The organism is Paenibacillus sp. JGP012 (genome assembly GCF_014203995.1).
GTDB classification, from domain to species: Bacteria; Bacillota; Bacilli; order Paenibacillales; family Paenibacillaceae; genus Paenibacillus; species Paenibacillus silvae.
Genome location: NZ_JACHKG010000010.1, coordinates 121,373 through 139,359, shown reverse-complemented (window position 1 = coordinate 139,359; position 17,987 = coordinate 121,373). Strand labels below are relative to the sequence as shown.

18 protein-coding genes and 1 pseudogene are annotated in these 17,987 nt (G+C 39.6%); 14 read left to right on the top strand and 5 right to left on the bottom strand.

From position 1 onward, the window contains the following. The first annotated feature begins 18 nt into the window (after window positions 1-18). The 6 genes from HNR77_RS14570 (at window position 19) to HNR77_RS14545 (ending at window position 5,857) form a co-directional block, all read left to right on the top strand. Window positions 19-729 carry a class I SAM-dependent methyltransferase gene (locus HNR77_RS14570; protein ID WP_184185498.1) on the top strand — a complete coding sequence of 237 codons (711 nt, stop codon included), beginning with the start codon at window positions 19-21 and terminating at the stop codon, window positions 727-729. Window positions 730-948: 219 nt separating this feature from the next. Beyond that, window positions 949-2,457 (top strand): nickel ABC transporter substrate-binding protein, encoded by a 1,509-nt coding sequence (gene nikA, locus HNR77_RS14565; RefSeq protein WP_184185495.1) that lies wholly within the window; start codon window positions 949-951, stop codon window positions 2,455-2,457. 2 nt (window positions 2,458-2,459) lie between these two features. Next, entirely contained in the window at window positions 2,460-3,395 is a 936-nt protein-coding gene (gene nikB, locus HNR77_RS14560) for a nickel ABC transporter permease (protein WP_184185493.1), read from the top strand. Between the two features lie 2 nt (window positions 3,396-3,397). Next, entirely contained in the window at window positions 3,398-4,243 is an 846-nt protein-coding gene (nikC, locus tag HNR77_RS14555) for a nickel transporter permease (protein ID WP_184185490.1), read from the top strand. A 7-nt stretch (window positions 4,244-4,250) separates the two neighbouring features. Then, entirely contained in the window at window positions 4,251-5,063 is an 813-nt protein-coding gene (locus HNR77_RS14550) for an ABC transporter ATP-binding protein (RefSeq protein ID WP_184185487.1), read from the top strand. Continuing rightward, window positions 5,060-5,857 carry an ABC transporter ATP-binding protein gene (locus tag HNR77_RS14545; RefSeq protein WP_184185484.1) on the top strand — a complete coding sequence of 266 codons (798 nt, stop codon included), beginning with the start codon at window positions 5,060-5,062 and terminating at the stop codon, window positions 5,855-5,857. Before HNR77_RS14550 ends, HNR77_RS14545 begins: the two co-directional genes overlap by 4 nt. A gap of 458 nt (window positions 5,858-6,315) precedes the next feature. Here HNR77_RS14545 and HNR77_RS14540 read toward each other — a convergent pair whose 3' ends face one another. Next, entirely contained in the window at window positions 6,316-7,323 is a 1,008-nt protein-coding gene (locus HNR77_RS14540) for a hypothetical protein (protein WP_184185481.1), read from the bottom strand. Between the two features lie 430 nt (window positions 7,324-7,753). On the opposite strand from HNR77_RS14540, the gene HNR77_RS14535 reads away from it, so the two are divergent. Beyond that, on the top strand, window positions 7,754-8,182 hold the full coding sequence (locus HNR77_RS14535; RefSeq protein ID WP_221443848.1) for a hypothetical protein: 429 nt from the start codon (window positions 7,754-7,756) through the stop codon (window positions 8,180-8,182). Between the two features lie 12 nt (window positions 8,183-8,194). Further along, window positions 8,195-8,665, top strand: a pseudogene (locus HNR77_RS14530) (SAVED domain-containing protein); the annotation flags it as partial. Between the two features lie 466 nt (window positions 8,666-9,131). Here the strand turns inward: HNR77_RS14530 and HNR77_RS14525 are convergent. Next, window positions 9,132-9,290 (bottom strand): YjzC family protein, encoded by a 159-nt coding sequence (locus HNR77_RS14525; RefSeq protein WP_143038097.1) that lies wholly within the window; start codon window positions 9,288-9,290, stop codon window positions 9,132-9,134. A 470-nt stretch (window positions 9,291-9,760) separates the two neighbouring features. On the opposite strand from HNR77_RS14525, the gene HNR77_RS14520 reads away from it, so the two are divergent. After that, window positions 9,761-10,600, top strand: coding sequence for a hypothetical protein (locus HNR77_RS14520; RefSeq protein ID WP_184185475.1), 840 nt, complete (start codon window positions 9,761-9,763; stop codon window positions 10,598-10,600). Window positions 10,601-10,645: 45 nt separating this feature from the next. On the opposite strand, the gene HNR77_RS14515 is transcribed toward HNR77_RS14520, so the two are convergent. Continuing rightward, entirely contained in the window at window positions 10,646-10,987 is a 342-nt protein-coding gene (locus tag HNR77_RS14515) for a helix-turn-helix domain-containing protein (RefSeq protein ID WP_184185472.1), read from the bottom strand. 129 nt (window positions 10,988-11,116) lie between these two features. On the opposite strand from HNR77_RS14515, the gene HNR77_RS14510 reads away from it, so the two are divergent. Then, complete coding sequence (locus HNR77_RS14510) at window positions 11,117-11,443, top strand: hypothetical protein (RefSeq protein ID WP_184185469.1); 327 nt, start codon at window positions 11,117-11,119, stop codon at window positions 11,441-11,443. 299 nt (window positions 11,444-11,742) lie between these two features. On the opposite strand, the gene HNR77_RS14505 is transcribed toward HNR77_RS14510, so the two are convergent. Further along, on the bottom strand, window positions 11,743-11,985 hold the full coding sequence (locus HNR77_RS14505) for a helix-turn-helix transcriptional regulator (RefSeq protein ID WP_184185466.1): 243 nt from the start codon (window positions 11,983-11,985) through the stop codon (window positions 11,743-11,745). Window positions 11,986-12,116: 131 nt separating this feature from the next. Here HNR77_RS14505 and HNR77_RS14500 point away from each other — a divergent pair, with 131 nt between their 5' ends. Genes HNR77_RS14500 through HNR77_RS14485 form a run of 4 tightly spaced genes read left to right on the top strand, consistent with a single transcriptional unit; the run spans window position 12,117 to window position 17,248 of the window. After that, complete coding sequence (locus tag HNR77_RS14500) at window positions 12,117-12,794, top strand: TnsA endonuclease N-terminal domain-containing protein (protein WP_184185463.1); 678 nt, start codon at window positions 12,117-12,119, stop codon at window positions 12,792-12,794. Then, window positions 12,787-14,760 (top strand): hypothetical protein, encoded by a 1,974-nt coding sequence (locus HNR77_RS14495; protein ID WP_184185460.1) that lies wholly within the window; start codon window positions 12,787-12,789, stop codon window positions 14,758-14,760. Before HNR77_RS14500 ends, HNR77_RS14495 begins: the two co-directional genes overlap by 8 nt. 20 nt (window positions 14,761-14,780) lie before the next feature. After that, window positions 14,781-15,767: an AAA family ATPase gene (locus HNR77_RS14490; protein ID WP_184185457.1), complete on the top strand. Its 987-nt coding sequence runs from the start codon at window positions 14,781-14,783 to the stop codon at window positions 15,765-15,767. Then, window positions 15,764-17,248, top strand: coding sequence for a hypothetical protein (locus HNR77_RS14485; RefSeq protein WP_184185454.1), 1,485 nt, complete (start codon window positions 15,764-15,766; stop codon window positions 17,246-17,248). Before HNR77_RS14490 ends, HNR77_RS14485 begins: the two co-directional genes overlap by 4 nt. A gap of 263 nt (window positions 17,249-17,511) precedes the next feature. Here the strand turns inward: HNR77_RS14485 and HNR77_RS30775 are convergent, their stop codons facing one another. Beyond that, window positions 17,512-17,655 carry a hypothetical protein gene (locus HNR77_RS30775; RefSeq protein WP_397366850.1) on the bottom strand — a complete coding sequence of 48 codons (144 nt, stop codon included), beginning with the start codon at window positions 17,653-17,655 and terminating at the stop codon, window positions 17,512-17,514. Window positions 17,656-17,987: the final 332 nt, after the last annotated feature.

Below are 17,987 nucleotides of genomic sequence, written 5' to 3'. Positions count from 1 at the left end.
ATGAAGGAGGTTATGCTCTTGAACGAACAGACGCTGTATGATGTATGGTGGCAGCATCCCGAAGAAGGGGATCAGGGCATGGAGGAGGATCATATCCCGCACTGGAAGAGAGTTCTTGGTTTTATACCGGAAGACAATCTGGAGCAGTGCAGTGTTCTTGATTTCGGCTGCAATCAGGGAGGATTTCTGAGACTTCTATATAAGCTCCGGCCTTTCAGGGAAGGGGTGGGAACTGATCTGGCACGTCAATCCATTGACATTGCCCATCAGCGCAGGGGAGATCTGCCGCTGGAGTTTCATGCTACGGGGCAGCCTGAGCAGTTTGTGCATCGGTTTGATTTGGCTTTTAGTCTGGCCGTGCTCTATTTGATTCCCGATCTGAATAAACATGCATTGCAGATCAGAACCTGTCTCAAGCCTGGTGGCATCTATTATGCGACCTTTGCCGACTACGGTAGCAACCCAAGTTTGCCCGAGATCCGGGATCGCATTAATGGTAATGCAGCCATTCCTATGCAGGATCACACACTGGATACCATATCCGAAGCGTTCATGCTGGCAGGATTTCAGGTGAGCGTGCGTCGCATGCCGCCAACGGGATTCGTCGATCTGTCTCATGGTAAGAAGTGGTATAACCGAGTGCCAGATCAATTGCAGTTTGCTTATGAACAATCCTATATATTTCGGTTTGTTGCTCCTAAAGTTAACAAAGATATTCTGTATGAATAAATTGTCCAAAGGTAATGATATTGTTGTATCTTTGTCGCTCAAGCCATTGATTTCAATGGCTTGAGCTTTTTTTGTCACAAATTTTAGCTTTAATAGCTCATAGGGGCTATTACGAATATTCATACCATCAAGTACGATAAAACACGTATTGTTTTTATTCAATTAGAGACATTTATCAATGGAGGTTAGACAACGTTGCAGACACAAAAAAAAATAACGATGATTATGGTTTTAGCTTTAGTACTTTTCATTTCTGGTTGTTCAAGTTCGTCAAAGGATGCAACAACGCAATCTGCAGCGACGGAAGACAAGGAAGTTACGTTTTTGTTCAACTTTGCAAGCCAGACGATTGATCCACATTTGGATTATACTCCGCTAAGAGCCGGAGTTACCGAAACCCTGGTTAAGTTGGGTGAGGATCTGCAGATCGAGCCTTGGCTGGCTGAAAAGTGGAACACGACGGACGGACAGCACTGGACATTTGAAATTAAGAAGAATGTAACCTTCCAGGATGGACGGGCTCTGGATGCCGAAGCTGTTAAACAATCTCTTGAACGGGCGATCCAGGTGAATCCGGGTATAGAACAGGTTTTGAAGATTAAAGAGATGAGTGCATCCAGTCAGACATTGAATATTACAACTGAGAAACCCTTCCCGCAGTTTCCATCCGAGCTTGTTCACCCGAATGCATCCATTCTCGATGTCAATGCGCCTGACCCGGACAAAACACCTGTTGGAACTGGGCCTTTCAAGGTCACGTCCTTCACAGCGGGAAGCTCACTCAAGGTGGAGCGCTACGATGAGTATTGGGACGGAGCTGCTAAGCTCAGTCGTGCCTCATTCAACTTTAATGAGGATGCGAGTGCGCGCCTTTCGGCTCTGATGTCGGGAGATGCGGATATTGTATATCGCCCGCCAACTGAAAGTCTGGAAACGATGAAAAGTGATTCCACTCTTCATTTGGAATCGGTCACAAGCTTGCGGACACACGAGCTTATTTTTAATACAAACCAACCCGAATTCAAGAACAAATATATGAGAAAAGCCTTTGATGCCCTCGTGAATCGTGAGGAATTGAAGGACGTGATTATGGGTGGACAGGCTACGCTTGCAACGGGGCCATTCATGCCAGGCTTCTACTATATTCCTTCCTATGAAGCCAAAACGACAGGTGTCGAAGCAGCACTCGCATGGTTTGAAAAGGCTGGATATCAGGTGGAGCAGGGTAAGGTCAGTAAAGACGGAAAGCCGCTCAGCATGAAGCTTGTCACGTATACATCACGGGCGGAATTTCCTCTGTTTGCTCAGGTGTTACAAGCGCAAGCGAAGGAGATAGGTATCGATATTACAATTGAGTTTGTGGATAATTACGAAGACTATCTGCTCAACAAAGATGACTGGGATCTGGGCACATACAGCCCATTAATTGCACCACGCGGGGATGCCAGTTACTTCCTCAATGTCGCCTTCAAACCCGACGGGACGCTGAATTTCGGAAAAATTAATGATTCAGAGCTGAATCAGTGGATTGATGAGCTAGATCAGATGGTGGATACCGAGAAACGAAATGAATTAATTAAAAAAATCCTGATGCATATTGATGAAGAAACCTATTACTCCTACCTGGTTCATCCCAATACACTCGTTGTGTATAAAGATCGGGTGAAAAACTGGGTAACCAGCAAAAGTGAGTATTACATGCTGACGAATCAACTGGATGTGGAATAGACATGAACAAGCTCCTGAAACGAAGTATAGAGTTCATTCTCTTTATTTTGCTTCTGTCCTTCATTAGCTTTGTGTTCGTAAAGTTAGCTCCCGGTGATGCGGTAAGGGAAATATTGCGCTCGGATGATGTGGCCGTGACCTCTTCCCAAATGGAGAAGCAGCGTGAGGCTTTGGGGTTAAATGATCCTGTGCTTGTACAGTACGGGAAATGGCTGTCACATCTTGTGCGACTGGACCTGGGCACTTCGTATATGACCAATCGTCCGGTAACGGAGGAGTTACTGGACAAATTGCCGGCAACGTTGCTTTTAACGTGCACTTCACTGCTGGTGCTGATTGTCATCGCTATTCCGCTTGGCACACTGTCCGCCTTATATCCCCATCGTGTCATCGACCGGTTCAGTCGGCTTCTGGCTGTGCTGGGCACCTCAGTCCCTAGCTTCTGGCTGGGGCTTCTTTTAATAGAAGGCTTCTCCGTGAGAACACATCTGTTTCCCTCTATGGGGACGGGGAGCATTGCGCATCTGATACTACCATCCCTAACACTGGGATTAACCATGGCAGCCGTATACGTGCGCCTCATTCGTTCAAGTTTGCTGGAAAGTCTGGGGCAGGATTTTGTTCGGGGAGCACGATCCAGAGGAATAGGTGGCTCGAGTGTGCTCCTTAGACATGCCTTCCGGCATGCACTCACTCCCGTTGTGACCATGTTTGGCGTAAGCATCGGAAGCTTGCTTGGAGGAACGGTCGTCATTGAAGTGCTGTTCGCCTATCCCGGTATGGGCAAATTCATTGTTGACGCCATTCAGAGTCGTGATTATCCGGTTATTCAGGGCTATATGGTCCTGATGGGCCTGATCGTTACGATCATGCACATACTGGTTGACCTTCTGAATGATGTTCTCAACCCCGAGATCCGGTTGAAGGGGGAACGATAATCATGCTTAAAACCAAGTGGGGCGCTGCCCATGCGGTGCAAAAACCAAAAATGATCGTTCACATCATTATTTTGGTACTCGTTGTTTTGACCCTGATCTGTGCGCCTTATGTGGTTCCACATGATCCCTATGCGATCAACTTGGCGATACGACTTCTGCCCCCAGGTATAGATCATCTGCTGGGCACCGATGATCTTGGTCGAGATCTATTATCCCGTATGCTGCTCGGGGGAAGACATACAGTAGGAACCAGTTTGATTGTTCTCTTCGGTTCACTCGCGATCGGTATTCCTGCAGGATTATTGGCCGGCTATGCAGGCGGGTGGCTGGATCGAATCTATAAACGCATATCGGATGCTTTTCTTGCATTTCCGGATTTCATTATTGCGATTGTGCTAAGTGGGCTGATGGGACCAGGTATCTTCAATCTGATGATTGCCATCATTTCAGTCAAATGGATTACGTATTCCCGCATCGTTCGCAATAGCGTCATCTCAGAGAAGCACCAGGAGTATATTACCATTGCCCGCCTAAGTGGATTACGTCCTCATCAGATTTTGTGGAAGCATATACTGTCCCATGCGTTGTCTCATGTGATTGTGATCGCTTCGCTGGATATCGGTAAAGTCATTCTCATGATTGCCTCGCTCTCCTACATTGGACTGGGCGCACAGCCCCCTGCACCGGAATGGGGAGCCATGCTGAACGAGGGACGGGCCTACTTTCATAGCTCACCTTACCTTATGGTTGCCCCCGGACTCGCCATCATGCTCGTCGTGCTCTGGTCGAACATGCTGGGAGACCGAGTGCGCGATAGGCTGGATATCAAACAACGAAGCAGGGAGTGAGAAGCTGATGAGTTTACTCGAAATAAAAGGACTACGGCTTGTGGCCGGGAAGCAGACCCTTATTCACGATATGCACCTGTCCATTCAAGAGGGCGACTGGCTGACTGTCATTGGGGAAAGCGGCAGCGGAAAAACACTTACAGGCTTGTCCATCGGTCGCTTGCTTCCAAACGGGGTGCACCATACGTCTGGACAAATTACGTTTAAAGGCCAGTCTCTGTCAGCGTTGTCCGAGAAACAAATGAATCGGCTGCGTGGCAGAGAAATCGCATATGTATTTCAAGACTATACAGGCGTGTTTAGCCCGTTTCTTCCCATAGGCAAACAACTGGATGAGACGCTTAGGGTACATTATACATGGGGACGTCAGGAACGGAAGGAGCGGATCGTGCAAGCGCTGAATGACGTTTCCTTGCCAGCCAAACGGGTTGTTGTCAGCTATCCGTTCCAGCTAAGTGGCGGACAATTGCAGCGGGTATGCATCGCGATGGCCATGCTGCTTGAACCGAAACTGCTGATTGCGGATGAACCCACGTCTGCGCTGGACTGGGTAACGGGGGCGGAAATAATTGATCTGCTCATTCAGCTTCGAGAGAAGACAGGCTGCTCGATTCTGTTCATCACACATGACCTGAAGCTGGCTAGACGCTGCGCGGATCAGATTGTTATTATGCGGGAAGGACGAATCGTGGAATCAGGCAATGCTGAGGACGTGCTGACACAAGCCATACATCCGTACACGCAAAAGCTTCTGGCAGCCGAATCCATGCTGTCTTATGCTGAACCTGACGTCGTTCCGAAACGAGGTCGATTATCATGAGTGAAGAAGCTGTGTTTACGGTTCAAAACCTGATCAAGACCTATCCGGGACAGACAAGAGCAATCGACGGCGTTTCTTTCAGTCTCCACCCGGGAGAATGTATGGGTCTAATCGGAGAAAGCGGGAGCGGAAAAAGTACATTAGCACGCTGTATTTTATTAATGGAGAAGTTCGATTCCGGGCAAATGTGGTTTCTAGGAAAAGAGTTGGTACAACCACGATTCGGTTCCGCCTGTCGTGTCTATCAGGGGCAAGTTCAGGCGGTGTTTCAAAATCCTGCATCGAGTCTCAATCCCAGACTACAGATCATTGATTCCGTGATGGAACCGCTGGACACCCTCAAGCAACGAACACCTGTAATCGTCCAGGATTGCAGACAGGACAGGCTGAAGTGTGCCGAACGGCTGCTGGATCTGGTGGAGCTACCAGCGCATCTCTTGCATCAGTATCCCCATGAGCTCAGTGGAGGACAGAAGCAGCGCGTCGCTATTGCCAGAGCGATCAGCAGCGATCCATCCCTGATCATCATGGACGAACCCACGTCCAGCCTGGATATGATTACACAGGCTCAGATCATCGAGATGCTGATGACATTGCAAAAAAACATCGGATTTGCCTGTTTATTTATTTCACATGATCTGGCTACAATTCAGCGTATATCCGATCGAATTATGGTGATACAGAAGGGTCGAATCATCGACCATTTTGCTAAAGAAGCGTTGTTTACATCCGAAAGGCATGCTTATACGCAACAGTTGATTCACAAATATTCAAAGCGAGGGAGTAAATTATAAAATCCGGCTAACGATAGCCGGATTTATTTTTGACTATATCAGGTAAGGAAATACATTTACCACTTCAACAATTTGTTAGCTTGTTTCTCCATTCAAAATCAAGCCTTTTTTTGCTGACCGTACGGCAACCCTACAACAGTTATGAATTACTTCAAGACTCTACCAACATATTACTCTGAATGCAGGAGCGATGTTACTATAAAGTTAAGTAACACGTACTTCGAAAATAAAACACGTTTCTAGAGTTATTCAGCCATCATATATTAGACGAAAGGTTGAATCTAAGAGGAGAATAAAATTAGTTAAAAACCTTCACATACATCTATGAATTAAAGTACAGAAAGACAGTGCCGGAAAAATTACTTTTTAAATATACGGAAACTGACGATATTGAATCAATTATACTACGCATAACTCAAGATAAACGCAGCATAGGCTAAGTAATTTGAGTAAAATTTTCAATCAATGTTTATAATAATTTCTTCTTTTCTAGACTCCCAATCGCATATTAGTCCGATTCTAAACGCCTCACCTGAGTAATTTGATGTTATACGAATAGTTGAGTTAAGTGGTTCTCTAAAGAAGCTGACATATGCATCAATTATTCCATCATAACCGTCAATGACTATGAAATGTGCTTTAGGTGGAACATTACTTTTCACCCAATTCACAAGCCATGATGGCATTTTGCAACTAACCCAATATGAAGCTAAATCTCCCGCGTTGCAAATACTGCTTCGAAGCGGATCAAAAATGTCTTCAAGTATGAAAGCTTGGCCTTTAAAAAGGCTAAGGGCGTTGAACGCTGATTTTATATAAATCAAGGGAAAAGATACGTCTTTGACGTCATCAATCATATAGTTGTATTGATATTTTGAAGCTGAACTAAGGAGAAATGGATTTATATCCGGTAAAGCTCTCAGAGTTATTAGCTTACAAAAGTTATCCATATTAAAATTCTTTATTGAGGAGCATACATAAAATCTATTTTCGTGATAAGCAATACTTACAAAATTACATGAAGTTGAAGATGGAGGATTTATAAAAATATACTTTCGATCTGTGCTTCTTATAAAAGTATTTAAAGAAGAATGGAACTTTTTCAATGTACCTTCAGGTTGTTTTGAGAGGTTATCAGAAATATACAAAGGGCGCTTCATATTCCATGCTTCATCAAATTTTATAAATATTTGTGGTAAAATCCGAACAACTCCACTGAACATAAATCCTAACCTATATGGAACTAAAAGAGTATCTAGTTCTTTCTCAGGAGAGATAGCGGTAAAAATATGTACAACTGGATTTCTCACTTTCAATACATTTAATGATCCTCGTTTTCCGGGTCCGAAATTATTTCTATTTATTGAGAGTAAAGAATTTCTGAGTGCACGTAATTCAAATGAAGAAAAGTGATTATTTGCTTCATTTGAAACAAATCCACACGGTAATTTCTTAATCCCTCCCAAACCTGCTGGAATGACATGTTCTTGATTCGAATACTCAAGTTTCTCACTATAGTACTTGTATTAGATACACTGGTTCATGAAGCACCCTCTCTTTATTTATATAATAGGAAGAACTCAGATTTAAATAACTTCGACAATATATTCAAGAAAATGAAATAATATTCTCTCGGGCTCTATCTCACGTTAATTTGTAAGTTTATTATATCAAAGGAATTGCCCCTAGTGCATGCTAACGTATGATATAGTTGTTGTTGGAACAATAAGGTTGAAAAAGGTCGTACATAATATTAGTTTGGTAACCAAAGCATTGCTTTTCCGAAGAGATAATTAAACTGTTGAGGAGACGATGAGAATATGATTACTCAGAAGCAATTTGTTGATTTTTTAAGCGAAATTGAACCGAGTTCGACCACCAAGACTAATGCTAGTGATGCACATACAAAAGTTAGAAAGCATCTTTGCGAACACATTACATTTTCCTGATTACGATGACTTACCAGGTAAAGAAATTAGTAAGATTTATCCATGTTTACTTGACTTAATTCGTTCCCATAAGGCACGACCGATTACAAGGCAAAAGCTAGAGCAGGTAATAAATGATGCACTAAGTGAAAACTTTAGGTTGCCATCGAGACCAGTAACTATCATTACTGAAATAGAAAAAGTCACCCAAAAGGAAAAATCTCTGCAATTTGAGTGGGAAGCTTTTTTTGGTGGGGCTTCTAGGGAATATCCTCCTGCAAATGAATGGAATACTATACTCAAGTTTCAATTAAATCAAACATCGAAATGGATAAAGGAGAATCGCAGAAGCCGTAGAGTAGAGCTGAGGGGCAGTCGACGTATTTCAACTGCATGAGCGTTTGGCTCTCAATTCTCAGCCGTTGCTGGTTTCAATGTAGAAATGGAATATCGTGGAGAGGTGTGGGCAACTGATCAACATGCCGATTCTGAAACGCCAGACTATCCAATTTCCGGTATGTATCATGAAGGAACAGGCGAGCGTCTTGTAGTGACTATAGGGATTATGAAAGATCAGTTAGCTGAAGAAGTTAGACGTTTCTTAGAAGGTGGGTTGAATGATGATTTGACGAACCCAGTGTTAAATATCTATTCAGATAAGCCTATAATCAGCGCTAAACAAGCTAATATGGTAGTTGATAAGATTAAAAAGGAAATACAACGGATAACCAGTAAAAATGGAATTAAAGTTATAGATCTATTCTATGCAGGTCCAAGTCACTTAGCGCTTTTTTTTGGGCATCGTTCAAATACACTGCCTCCCATCCAGTGTTATGAGAGGGTTTCTAGTAATACTTACGTTGCTACGTGTAAAATTTAATAAAGCAAGGTAAAGTAAATTAGTCGTTGGTGGATACTATGTTTTTCTTGTTCTTTCAATTTTGTTAGTTTTGCTAAAAAGTACAATATTGAAATTAGTGTTGAAGAATTCAAAGAGTTTGAACAGTTTCTAATAAAACAGCCTTTAATGGGTACTAAAAACTAATTGGAGGTAGCTGCAGAGAACTTCATTTACTTAATGCTTCAACAAAAAGTTAAAAAACATCATAGTCTAGCTATTTTCTAATATAAATTTAGTGCTACGTTTTAAAGCTTTTTAACTCTGGAGATCCATTATGAGTTTAAAAATACACCATGAAAAAGAAATTGTTTTGATTGAAATTTTGGTTATAGAGTGACATAACTTACTAATGATTTTGAGACCTACTGATTTTGGAAGAATATAATATTACTGAATTTAATAATTCTTCTTCCTATTAGGAAAAGAGGACATAGCCCTCTCATTACTATTGTTTTTTGTATGTTTGGTTTTTCTTTGGGGTTGGTGGGAGCGTATCACCTTGCTTTACGGTAACACCGGTTTTAATCGTACCACCTCTCGGACCAAGAACTTTATAATCTCCTGTTTTTGGGGCTGAATTACCTGACTTTAATGGCTTTGACATGTTATCACCTCCTTGTACTTTCTTTTACGAAACACTTAAGTACAAGTTTCTAATTACTATGTTAGAAGAATTAAATAGGGAAGATGGATTATGTGTCAAAAGAAGATATGTAGCCGCAGGATAGCTTGTAATCAACCAAGTTTCTAATTATAATGCATATATAGGTGTAAGTGCTTCCAGGATTACAGGAGTCGTTTGATGATGAAACGTAGTACGGAGAAGCTGATTAAATGGTGTTGGATTTTTTGGGTAACGTTTCTGTTGTATAAATTACTTAGTCATTAATTAAAGAACAAAGTACGTACACCTATTAATTAAATCTAAATTCCTGGAACCTCCTCTTATTTTAAGGGGAGGTTCTTTAAACATAAAAATAATACTCTCATTGTTTTCTCAAAATATCCGTTGTATAAAACAGATAACAATGGTCAATACCACTCACTAATCTGATCACAAAGGAGAATAGATTAGTGAGTATAGAGAAAATCATTCAATTTGTTCAATCATCACAATATGAGCAAATGAACTCCACAGGTGCAAAAATACACTTGCTGAGACAAGTCATTGGTGAATATCAATCATCCCTGGGACTTCAACGACTTGAATGGACTGAGCATGGCGTTGTTGGAAAATTCCTTGCAAATAAACACTATGATATGAAAAATCCACAATTATTCGACTTATTAGAGAATCATGGAGTTCTGTCGAAAGTGGTCCGGATTAGATTAAGACAATTAAATGAGACAGAGAAATTATTGCTTCAAAAATTCAGTACGGCTGGCAACGCATATTTAAGATTTACTCCAATTAGAGGAATTGGTGGTCACAGTGAAGAGGAACTCAGTGTATACAGAAAGAATTTAACCAACAAAAACATATATGACCTCTTAGGCCAATGGAAGCATTATAAAAGGATATACTCTAGCTTTGTTGAACAGTGGGAATCTATACGTAATCTGGCATGTAAGGAGATGTTGCGTACGAATCAGCACAAAGTAACCTTATCTGTAGGAAAGCTAAGTGTAGTAATTCCAGATCCAAATATTGATACCGATGCTGCATATAAAATGGGAGGGGGTAAGCTACTACAACGAAGTGGAAAGATTAATATGGAACAAGTAAGATTATATGCAGCTAGAGGATACTTTTCTTTGTCACAAGTGTATGAGCATCTATATGTGAAGAACATCCAAACGAAATATTTGCTTTTAACATTAATAAGTGAGCGTAATATGATGGAGGGACTAGTACAGCAGAATAATAAATACTCTTGGATTAACATACAAAGTGAAGCAACCTGGAAGGAATAGATGAAACACAAAAAAGCCGATGTCAGATACATCGGCTTTTTTGTGTTAACTATCGAAAAATTCAGATAAGAGCAGGTTAACCTTTTTTAAATCGGAAGATTTCATAGGCCAAAGCTTCTCATTGATTTCGTTTAGCAATTTCTCTTTATCACTTTTTCCAGTCTTAACATACTTGCTGTAATAAAAAAGTTCATGGACATTGACTTGAAGAGCATCCGCAATTTTCTGGAGATTTAACAAGGTAATATTTTTCTCGGCACGTTCAACGCCCCCGATGTAGGAGAAGTGAAAACCAGCCATTTCGCCTAATTCTTCCTGCGAATATCCTTGTTTTTTCCGTAATTCGCGAACACGCTGTCCTACTAATCTTAAAACAGGTTCGTTCATTGCCACACCTCTAATTCAGTCTAAACAATGGGAAACCTTCGATACATTAATGTATATAAATTATTTTATTAAAATGATAAGTTTATATATCAATTTTTTTGGGCATACATGATAAAGGAGGTGGAGGGGATGACAAATCACCTAAAAGCAGATGTTGGAATTGCTACCATAACAGCTCAAGGGATTTTGTTTAATGGTCGATTTTACACAAACCGAGCAGTGATTAAAAAGAAATGGTTTGTACTAGCGAGAGAGGAAGGACAGTGGAGGATACCCGTTGTGTACCTACACAACTATTATGAAGCCATAATTATTATATCTTTAAGTCACCAGGAGGTAAGTTTGGCTATGTGGGTTAATATTAAAAATTTGAATTTGGAAGAAGTAGAACATTATCATAAGGAATTAAATCAGTTAAAGGAGCTGAAGAAAAACTTAACTAAAGAGATCAACTAGGAGCTATTTTCTGTGAAACCAAAAGAGCCTTATCTCGCTAAGATAAGGCTGCCTTGTAACGATACTCATTTGTTAATACTAGACAAATGAGATATTTCTCTAGTGCTTCAATATTTCGTTTATGCTGACGGACTTGAAAGGATAGACTTTCGCATCAAGCTTGCTCAAAAAGTTAGTAACTACCTGAACTAATTACTATATCTGATTGTTTTTCTAACTCAGAATATTCTTGCGCATTCATTACCTGAAATACTTCCTTTATTCTTTTTCTGGCTGTATTCCTATTTCACTTTATACATCTATGATTTAGTTCTTCCTTCATACGATAAATTATCAAATATAGATTCCAAAGGAATATCTAGAACATGAAGCAGCAGATATAAGTTATATGCACTAATCATATGCCTACCTCGCTCAATATTGGCTAGGGAAGAACGGGCAAGAGGATAACTCTGACAAATCTCTTCTTGTGTTTGCTTTTTTGACTTTCGAAGGTCTCTTAGACATTCTCCCAACCACTTATAGAACTCTTCTTCTGACATTTGAATCCCTCCGTCTATAATTCTATTACTTCTTAGTATGTTCATAGAGAGACACTAGATATACATAGGTGGAGTATAAAAAGTCGTTTTTTTGTTCATACATTAAACAAAATGAGAAAGGGAGGGCCTTTGTGGAGGAATATCATGACATCAAGTATCTCCCTCTCAAGATTTCACGAAGTAAAAAGTATGGAAATAATTATTGGACCTCACGAGGAAATAAAGTAGGGAAACGCAATATTGAACTATACAGTGATTTGGAATTTGATCACTGGCTTACTGTAGAGACAAACCCTAAGGTTATAACGTACTGTGAGCAACCTTTGAAAATATCATATGTTTTGAAGGGTCAGCTACGTACAAGCATATTTGACATGTGGATTCTGAATCAAGATGGTAAAGAAACCTTTGTCGAAGTCAAATATGAGAAGGAACTTACTTCGAAACATCCTAAATATGATCGAACAAAACGTCAGATTGAGGCACAACGAGAATGGTGTAGGATTAATAATAAATCCTATGAAGTTCGTACTGAAAAGACCATCAGGAGCGGATTGCACTCTATAGAGAACAGGACATCCATTGTGACAGCAATCCTCAACAGTAATAAGCCAACATGTATTTTAGATGTATTTAATGGTGTTTCATTAAAAAAGAGAAAAATCTCAGACATCATTCAAGAATTACCTCAATATTCAGCAGAGCAGGTTTATCTAGCGCTTAAATGGTTGTTTTATGAAGGACGTGTTTGTGGAAACATCGAAGATCAAATTTTCGGGAAAGGTTTGGAGGTGTATACATGTGAGTAAAGAGCGAGTTTATGAACAAAGCGGGTTAGCACTAGAACAAATGAATCCAGAACTTTGGCCAACAGTTGATGAAAGCACACTCGAACATTCAGTACGTCTTATTTATATTAATCGTAAAAAAGCTGTGATGATGTACTTTCAGAGAGTTAGCTTAGAAGAGATCAAGCAGGAAACAGGAATAGTTCGTCAGAACGTCAGAAGGTTCATCAAGCGTTGTATGCAATATGATAAAACAGGTACAGTTTGGGGATTTAGAGCCTTGATTCCCCAGAAGAATGTGAACGAATATCAGCTGGACGTATTCAATAGGAACCAAAAAAACGGGCGAAAGACAGGCGAATTTAATCGATTCTTGGATAGATACCCTGACATTAAAGAACTTCTGGAGGACCTGTTTCTCGGGAGAAAGAGACGCACTCTGGAGCCGGTTATGAAAGTAAAGTATATTCATAAACGCTTTATTGAAGAATGCCGTAAGAAAGGAATCACACAAGCAGAGTATCCGTTGAATACAGAGTGGATGGGATACAAAGCAGTGCAACGGTACCTTAGACGAATTTCCTATGAAGATTTTTGTAGATCAACAAAGCGTTTTGGGGATGACGCATCACAAAAAGCAAGACATGTAGGAGAAGGGCAACAAAATCAAATTTCAAACTTATTTCCATTTCAAAAAGTTCAATTTGATGCTCACCGAATTGATGGTTTCTTTGCTGTAGAACTGACTACACCTGAAGGAGACACCGTAACTAAAATACTACGGCGTTTTTGGATCCTTACAATTATTGATGTAGCTACACGAAATATATTGGGATACTCGATTAGTTTAAATCAAGAATACAGTGCAAGTGATGTTATGCATTGTGCACGTAATGCTGTATTACCTCATAAACAGCTAGAACTCACGATACCAGGATTAGCTTATCATCCAGTGGGGGGCTTTCCCTCAGAGAAGTTCCCAGAAATTGCTTGGGCAGTTTGGGATATTATTTGCTTAGATAATGCCAAATCTCACTATGCTCAAATGGTAAAAGACCGCCTTGAGAATTTAATTGGTTGTTTTATGAACTTAGGACCGGTAGCTCTTCCTATGAGGAGGGGAATTATCGAACGATTTTTTAAAACATTGGAGGAAAATGGATTTCATCGTTTACCTAATACCACAGGAAGTGAACCCAAGGATCCGCGAAGAAAAGATCCTGAACAACAAGCCACCCAATTAAATATCACGTACGAGCATCTAAAACAACTCATTGATGTATTAATCTCGAATTATAATGGAACTCCACACGGGGGAATTTATCATCAAACTCCCTTAGAGCTTCTGGAGAAAAGAATGAAAGTTTCTGGGCTAACCCCAAGACTTCTAGAAGAAGAGAAAAGATCGGAGATACTCTTTATGCAAACGATCCATAAACGAACTGTAAGAGGATCATTGAAATCAGGAAAGAAGCCGTATATTGAATATGAAGGTGTTCCGTATCGTAGTGACCAACTTGCGAATTCAGCATACTTGTTAAACACCGAGCTCTTACTTCATGTAAATGTTGATGATCTTCGTACATTGAAAGCATATCTGCCCGATGGAAGCGAATTCGGATATTTGACAGCTAGCGGAAGATGGTCTTTAACTGCACATTCCTTACAAACAAGAAAAGCGATCAATTCCTTAGTAAAGAACAAGGTACTACATCTTACAACTTGGGATGACCCCATTTTTGTATACACTAACTATCTTATGACTCAAAAAAAATCAAAAAAAATGGTCAATAAGCAAGTTCGGGTAAATGAAGAGAGTATTTATAAACCTGACAATCCACCCACTGAACAAACTAAAGCTTTGGAAGAAGCCAGTTTCCAAAATGAACTGCTTGATAAAGCTCGGGAAGAGCAAATCAATAGAGACAAGCTCAATGAGATGGAAAATTACGAACGCATGTTAAAACAGTTTAAGACCAAGATATAATAATTAAGGAGAAGATAGAAATGGATAAACAACTCATAGCTGTTGGGACACACCCTATTGAAGTAGGACACTATATGCTTCCAACTAAAGAAGTTCTTCGTTTGATGGACAATCTAAAAAAGATAGTAACGAATCGATTACCTGGAATGATTGTGTATGGACGCCCCCGTTTAGGTAAGACAACTGCATTAAAATTTGCACTTGAGAATTTACCAAATTTTATAAACGCGCCTATCCCCATTTTTATAGCCAACAGTAACACATACAGGTTTCCTAGTGAAGAGAAGTTCTATTCTGACCTTCTATATGATTTTGATTTTCCGTTTATATCACGAAGAAAACCAGGAGATTTGAGAAATCAAATTGTTAACTTATTAAAAGAAAAAGCGGAGACCTCTGGTACGAGACGGGTCATAGTAATTATGGATGAAGGGCAGAACTTAACCGAAGCTCATTATCAATGGCTAATGGATATTTACAATCAACTAGATCGAGCAAAGATTAGCATGTCCGTAATTTCTGTGGGTCAAGAAGAGTTGTTGAGTAGACGAACGTTTTTTCTTGGCCAACGTAAATCACAAATCATCGGACGATTTATGACTCACGAACATCGTTTTTTTGGAATTACTTCACTAGAAGATATCAGAAGTGTTCTTCACTGCTACGATTCACCCGAAATATCCGAGTATCCTGAACACAGTGAATGTAGCTTCACACGTTACTTTTTCCCGGAAGGATATGATAAAGGGCAGCGGCTTGAAAAAGATGCTGGCATTATCTATCGTCAATTTATGGATCTTCGCCGGGAACACGGTGTCAAATCAAAGCTTGAAATTCCTATGGAGTACTTTACTTATGCTGTGGAGAATGCTTTAAAAATTTTTGGAACACATGGAGAACAGCTAGAATGGATTACTTCACAACAGTGGTTGGAAGCGATAAAGCTTACGGGTTATATAGAATCCGAAATTTACATGGCATTAGCGCAGAGGGGAGACAATGAATGAAAATCGTTTGGAGGAAAGAGTGGGTTAATGAATACGAATCACCCTGGTCAGTTTTTGAAAAATTATCTTTAGTTAACCTTGTAGAACGAAATGAGATTCTAAAAGTTTTTGGTATTCCAAAAGTGAAAAATATTAAACAGAACATTGGAGACTATCATCGAAATCTTTTGCTTCTAAACGGATTTGATCTTCAAAAACTTCATCAAGCATTAGATTTCAATTTGTTAGAACACAATAAAAATACAATTCATGCATTGATTGCACCATTCCATGCTTTATACAGTTCACGTAGCCACTGGTTTCATGAAAAACTGCTTTGGTGCCCAAAGTGTATGGAAAGAGGTTTTCATTCTTGGCTTCACCAGTTTAAGCTTTTAGACAAATGTGCATTTCATAATCTTAATCTGGTTAAAAGCTGTCCTGATTGTAATGAGACTATACCTTTTTTATTGTCTAATAAACAGTTGGGTTATGCTTTCAAATGTAAATGCGGGTTCACTATAGCTTCCTTTAATATATCCAGTTGGAATGAATGGACAGCGCCGGAGCAAATAGATCAAGCTATATTAGAATGGATAAGATCAAACATGTATCAATTAGATGTACAACCCAGATGGATCGTTCATGAGCAACATTGTAGCTTGAAGTTGTTAATTAAAGCTGAGCCCAAGGAAACTAAACATATTGAATCAATAGAATCCCTTTATCAAAATGATTATTATTCTCAACGTTTCCAACAAATAATGTTGAGAAATTGCTTGCAGACGTTCAGACAAGTCGAGGACAAGTTATTAAAGAATCTCCTTAGAAAACATCAACATTGCATAACTCAATTGATGGAACTCAGAAAAATGAATGATATAGCTGAATTTCCTGAGATATGCCCTTACGCTTATGCATATGTTTTTTGGAGAAAAGCTCTTCTGAAGAAGGAATATTTCTATGATGAGAATGGGAAAGGTGATTCGTCTGAGGAAGTACCTTTACTAATCGAGGAGCACTTGGAGTATTTCTCTGAACAAATTGTAAGTCTTCAAATGAAAACTCAAAAATGTATTGATACAAAGATTCTTTTTTGGATTTTGGAAAAGATCATTATCCAATTTAGTGAGAATTTTTTCAATGCTTGGCTGGAGATAGCAGGGGAGAGAAGTAAAAAAATTAGCGCACCTTCTTGGAATGAAATAAATGAGATGAGAAATCGGTCTTTTCCAATAATAGCTTTTAAATATAATTTTATTGAGAAAAGCTCATCAAGTTGTGTTGAGTATCACCACTTAGAAAATGAAGAAATGCCGACTTACAAATATGTTTGCCCATATCAACACGAAAATGCCATACGTAATACTTATACTATGAAGTCTTATACACCTCAAGCGGTCGCAATACTGATCAGAGGTGACAAAGATGTTAAAAATAAAACACTCCAAAAATCAGTTGACGCTTACGTCAAAAAACTTAGTTTTTTTAATACCCGTTAATCTTGTGTGATATGATGAGATTAACGGTTTTTTTATTGGAATAAAAATGATGGGGTGTGGCAATGGAACAATGTTTTTGTCTTTTAAGGAACAATGTTCTTGTCCTCAGACACAGCGAGGGCGACGTGGATCTATCTTTCAGCCATTAACTTAACATATGTACAAAATACGAGTTTTGTGAAACAGTATGTAAGTTGAAAAAAAGCCGTACCAGATTTTAATCCTTTTAATTCCAGCAACCAAAACTCGCATTAACATTGTCGTTATTTTAGGCGGTTCATGCGTTTACCGATCGTTCGACCATACCAGTAAACTGGTAAAATAATTGAATATAACGCACTCAATACTCTGGCGTTCAGGTCATCTGTGTCATAGTGACCTGTGAGCATATACACGATTATGGCCACAGGAATCGAAATAATCAAACTATCCAAAATGCCTGCTCCTAATCTAATCCAAAAACTTGCTTTGTACAAAATGATTTCCTTTTATTATACATGAAAATTATTCCAAACATATGATTTTCTATTTAATCTTTATACGTTTTACTCCCTTGCAAGTTTGTGAATTTCAGAACAAACTCGTAAGAGAAAATTTGTACGCACCTGTTTCCGGCTCAATGCATTGCATACGTTAGCTCCTCTCCTAGTCTGCTTAACTGTTGTCCGCCACATTACAGAAAAAGAAGCCATATTGGACATATGGCCTCTGCTTTGCGCGCTTTTTGGAACAGATTATT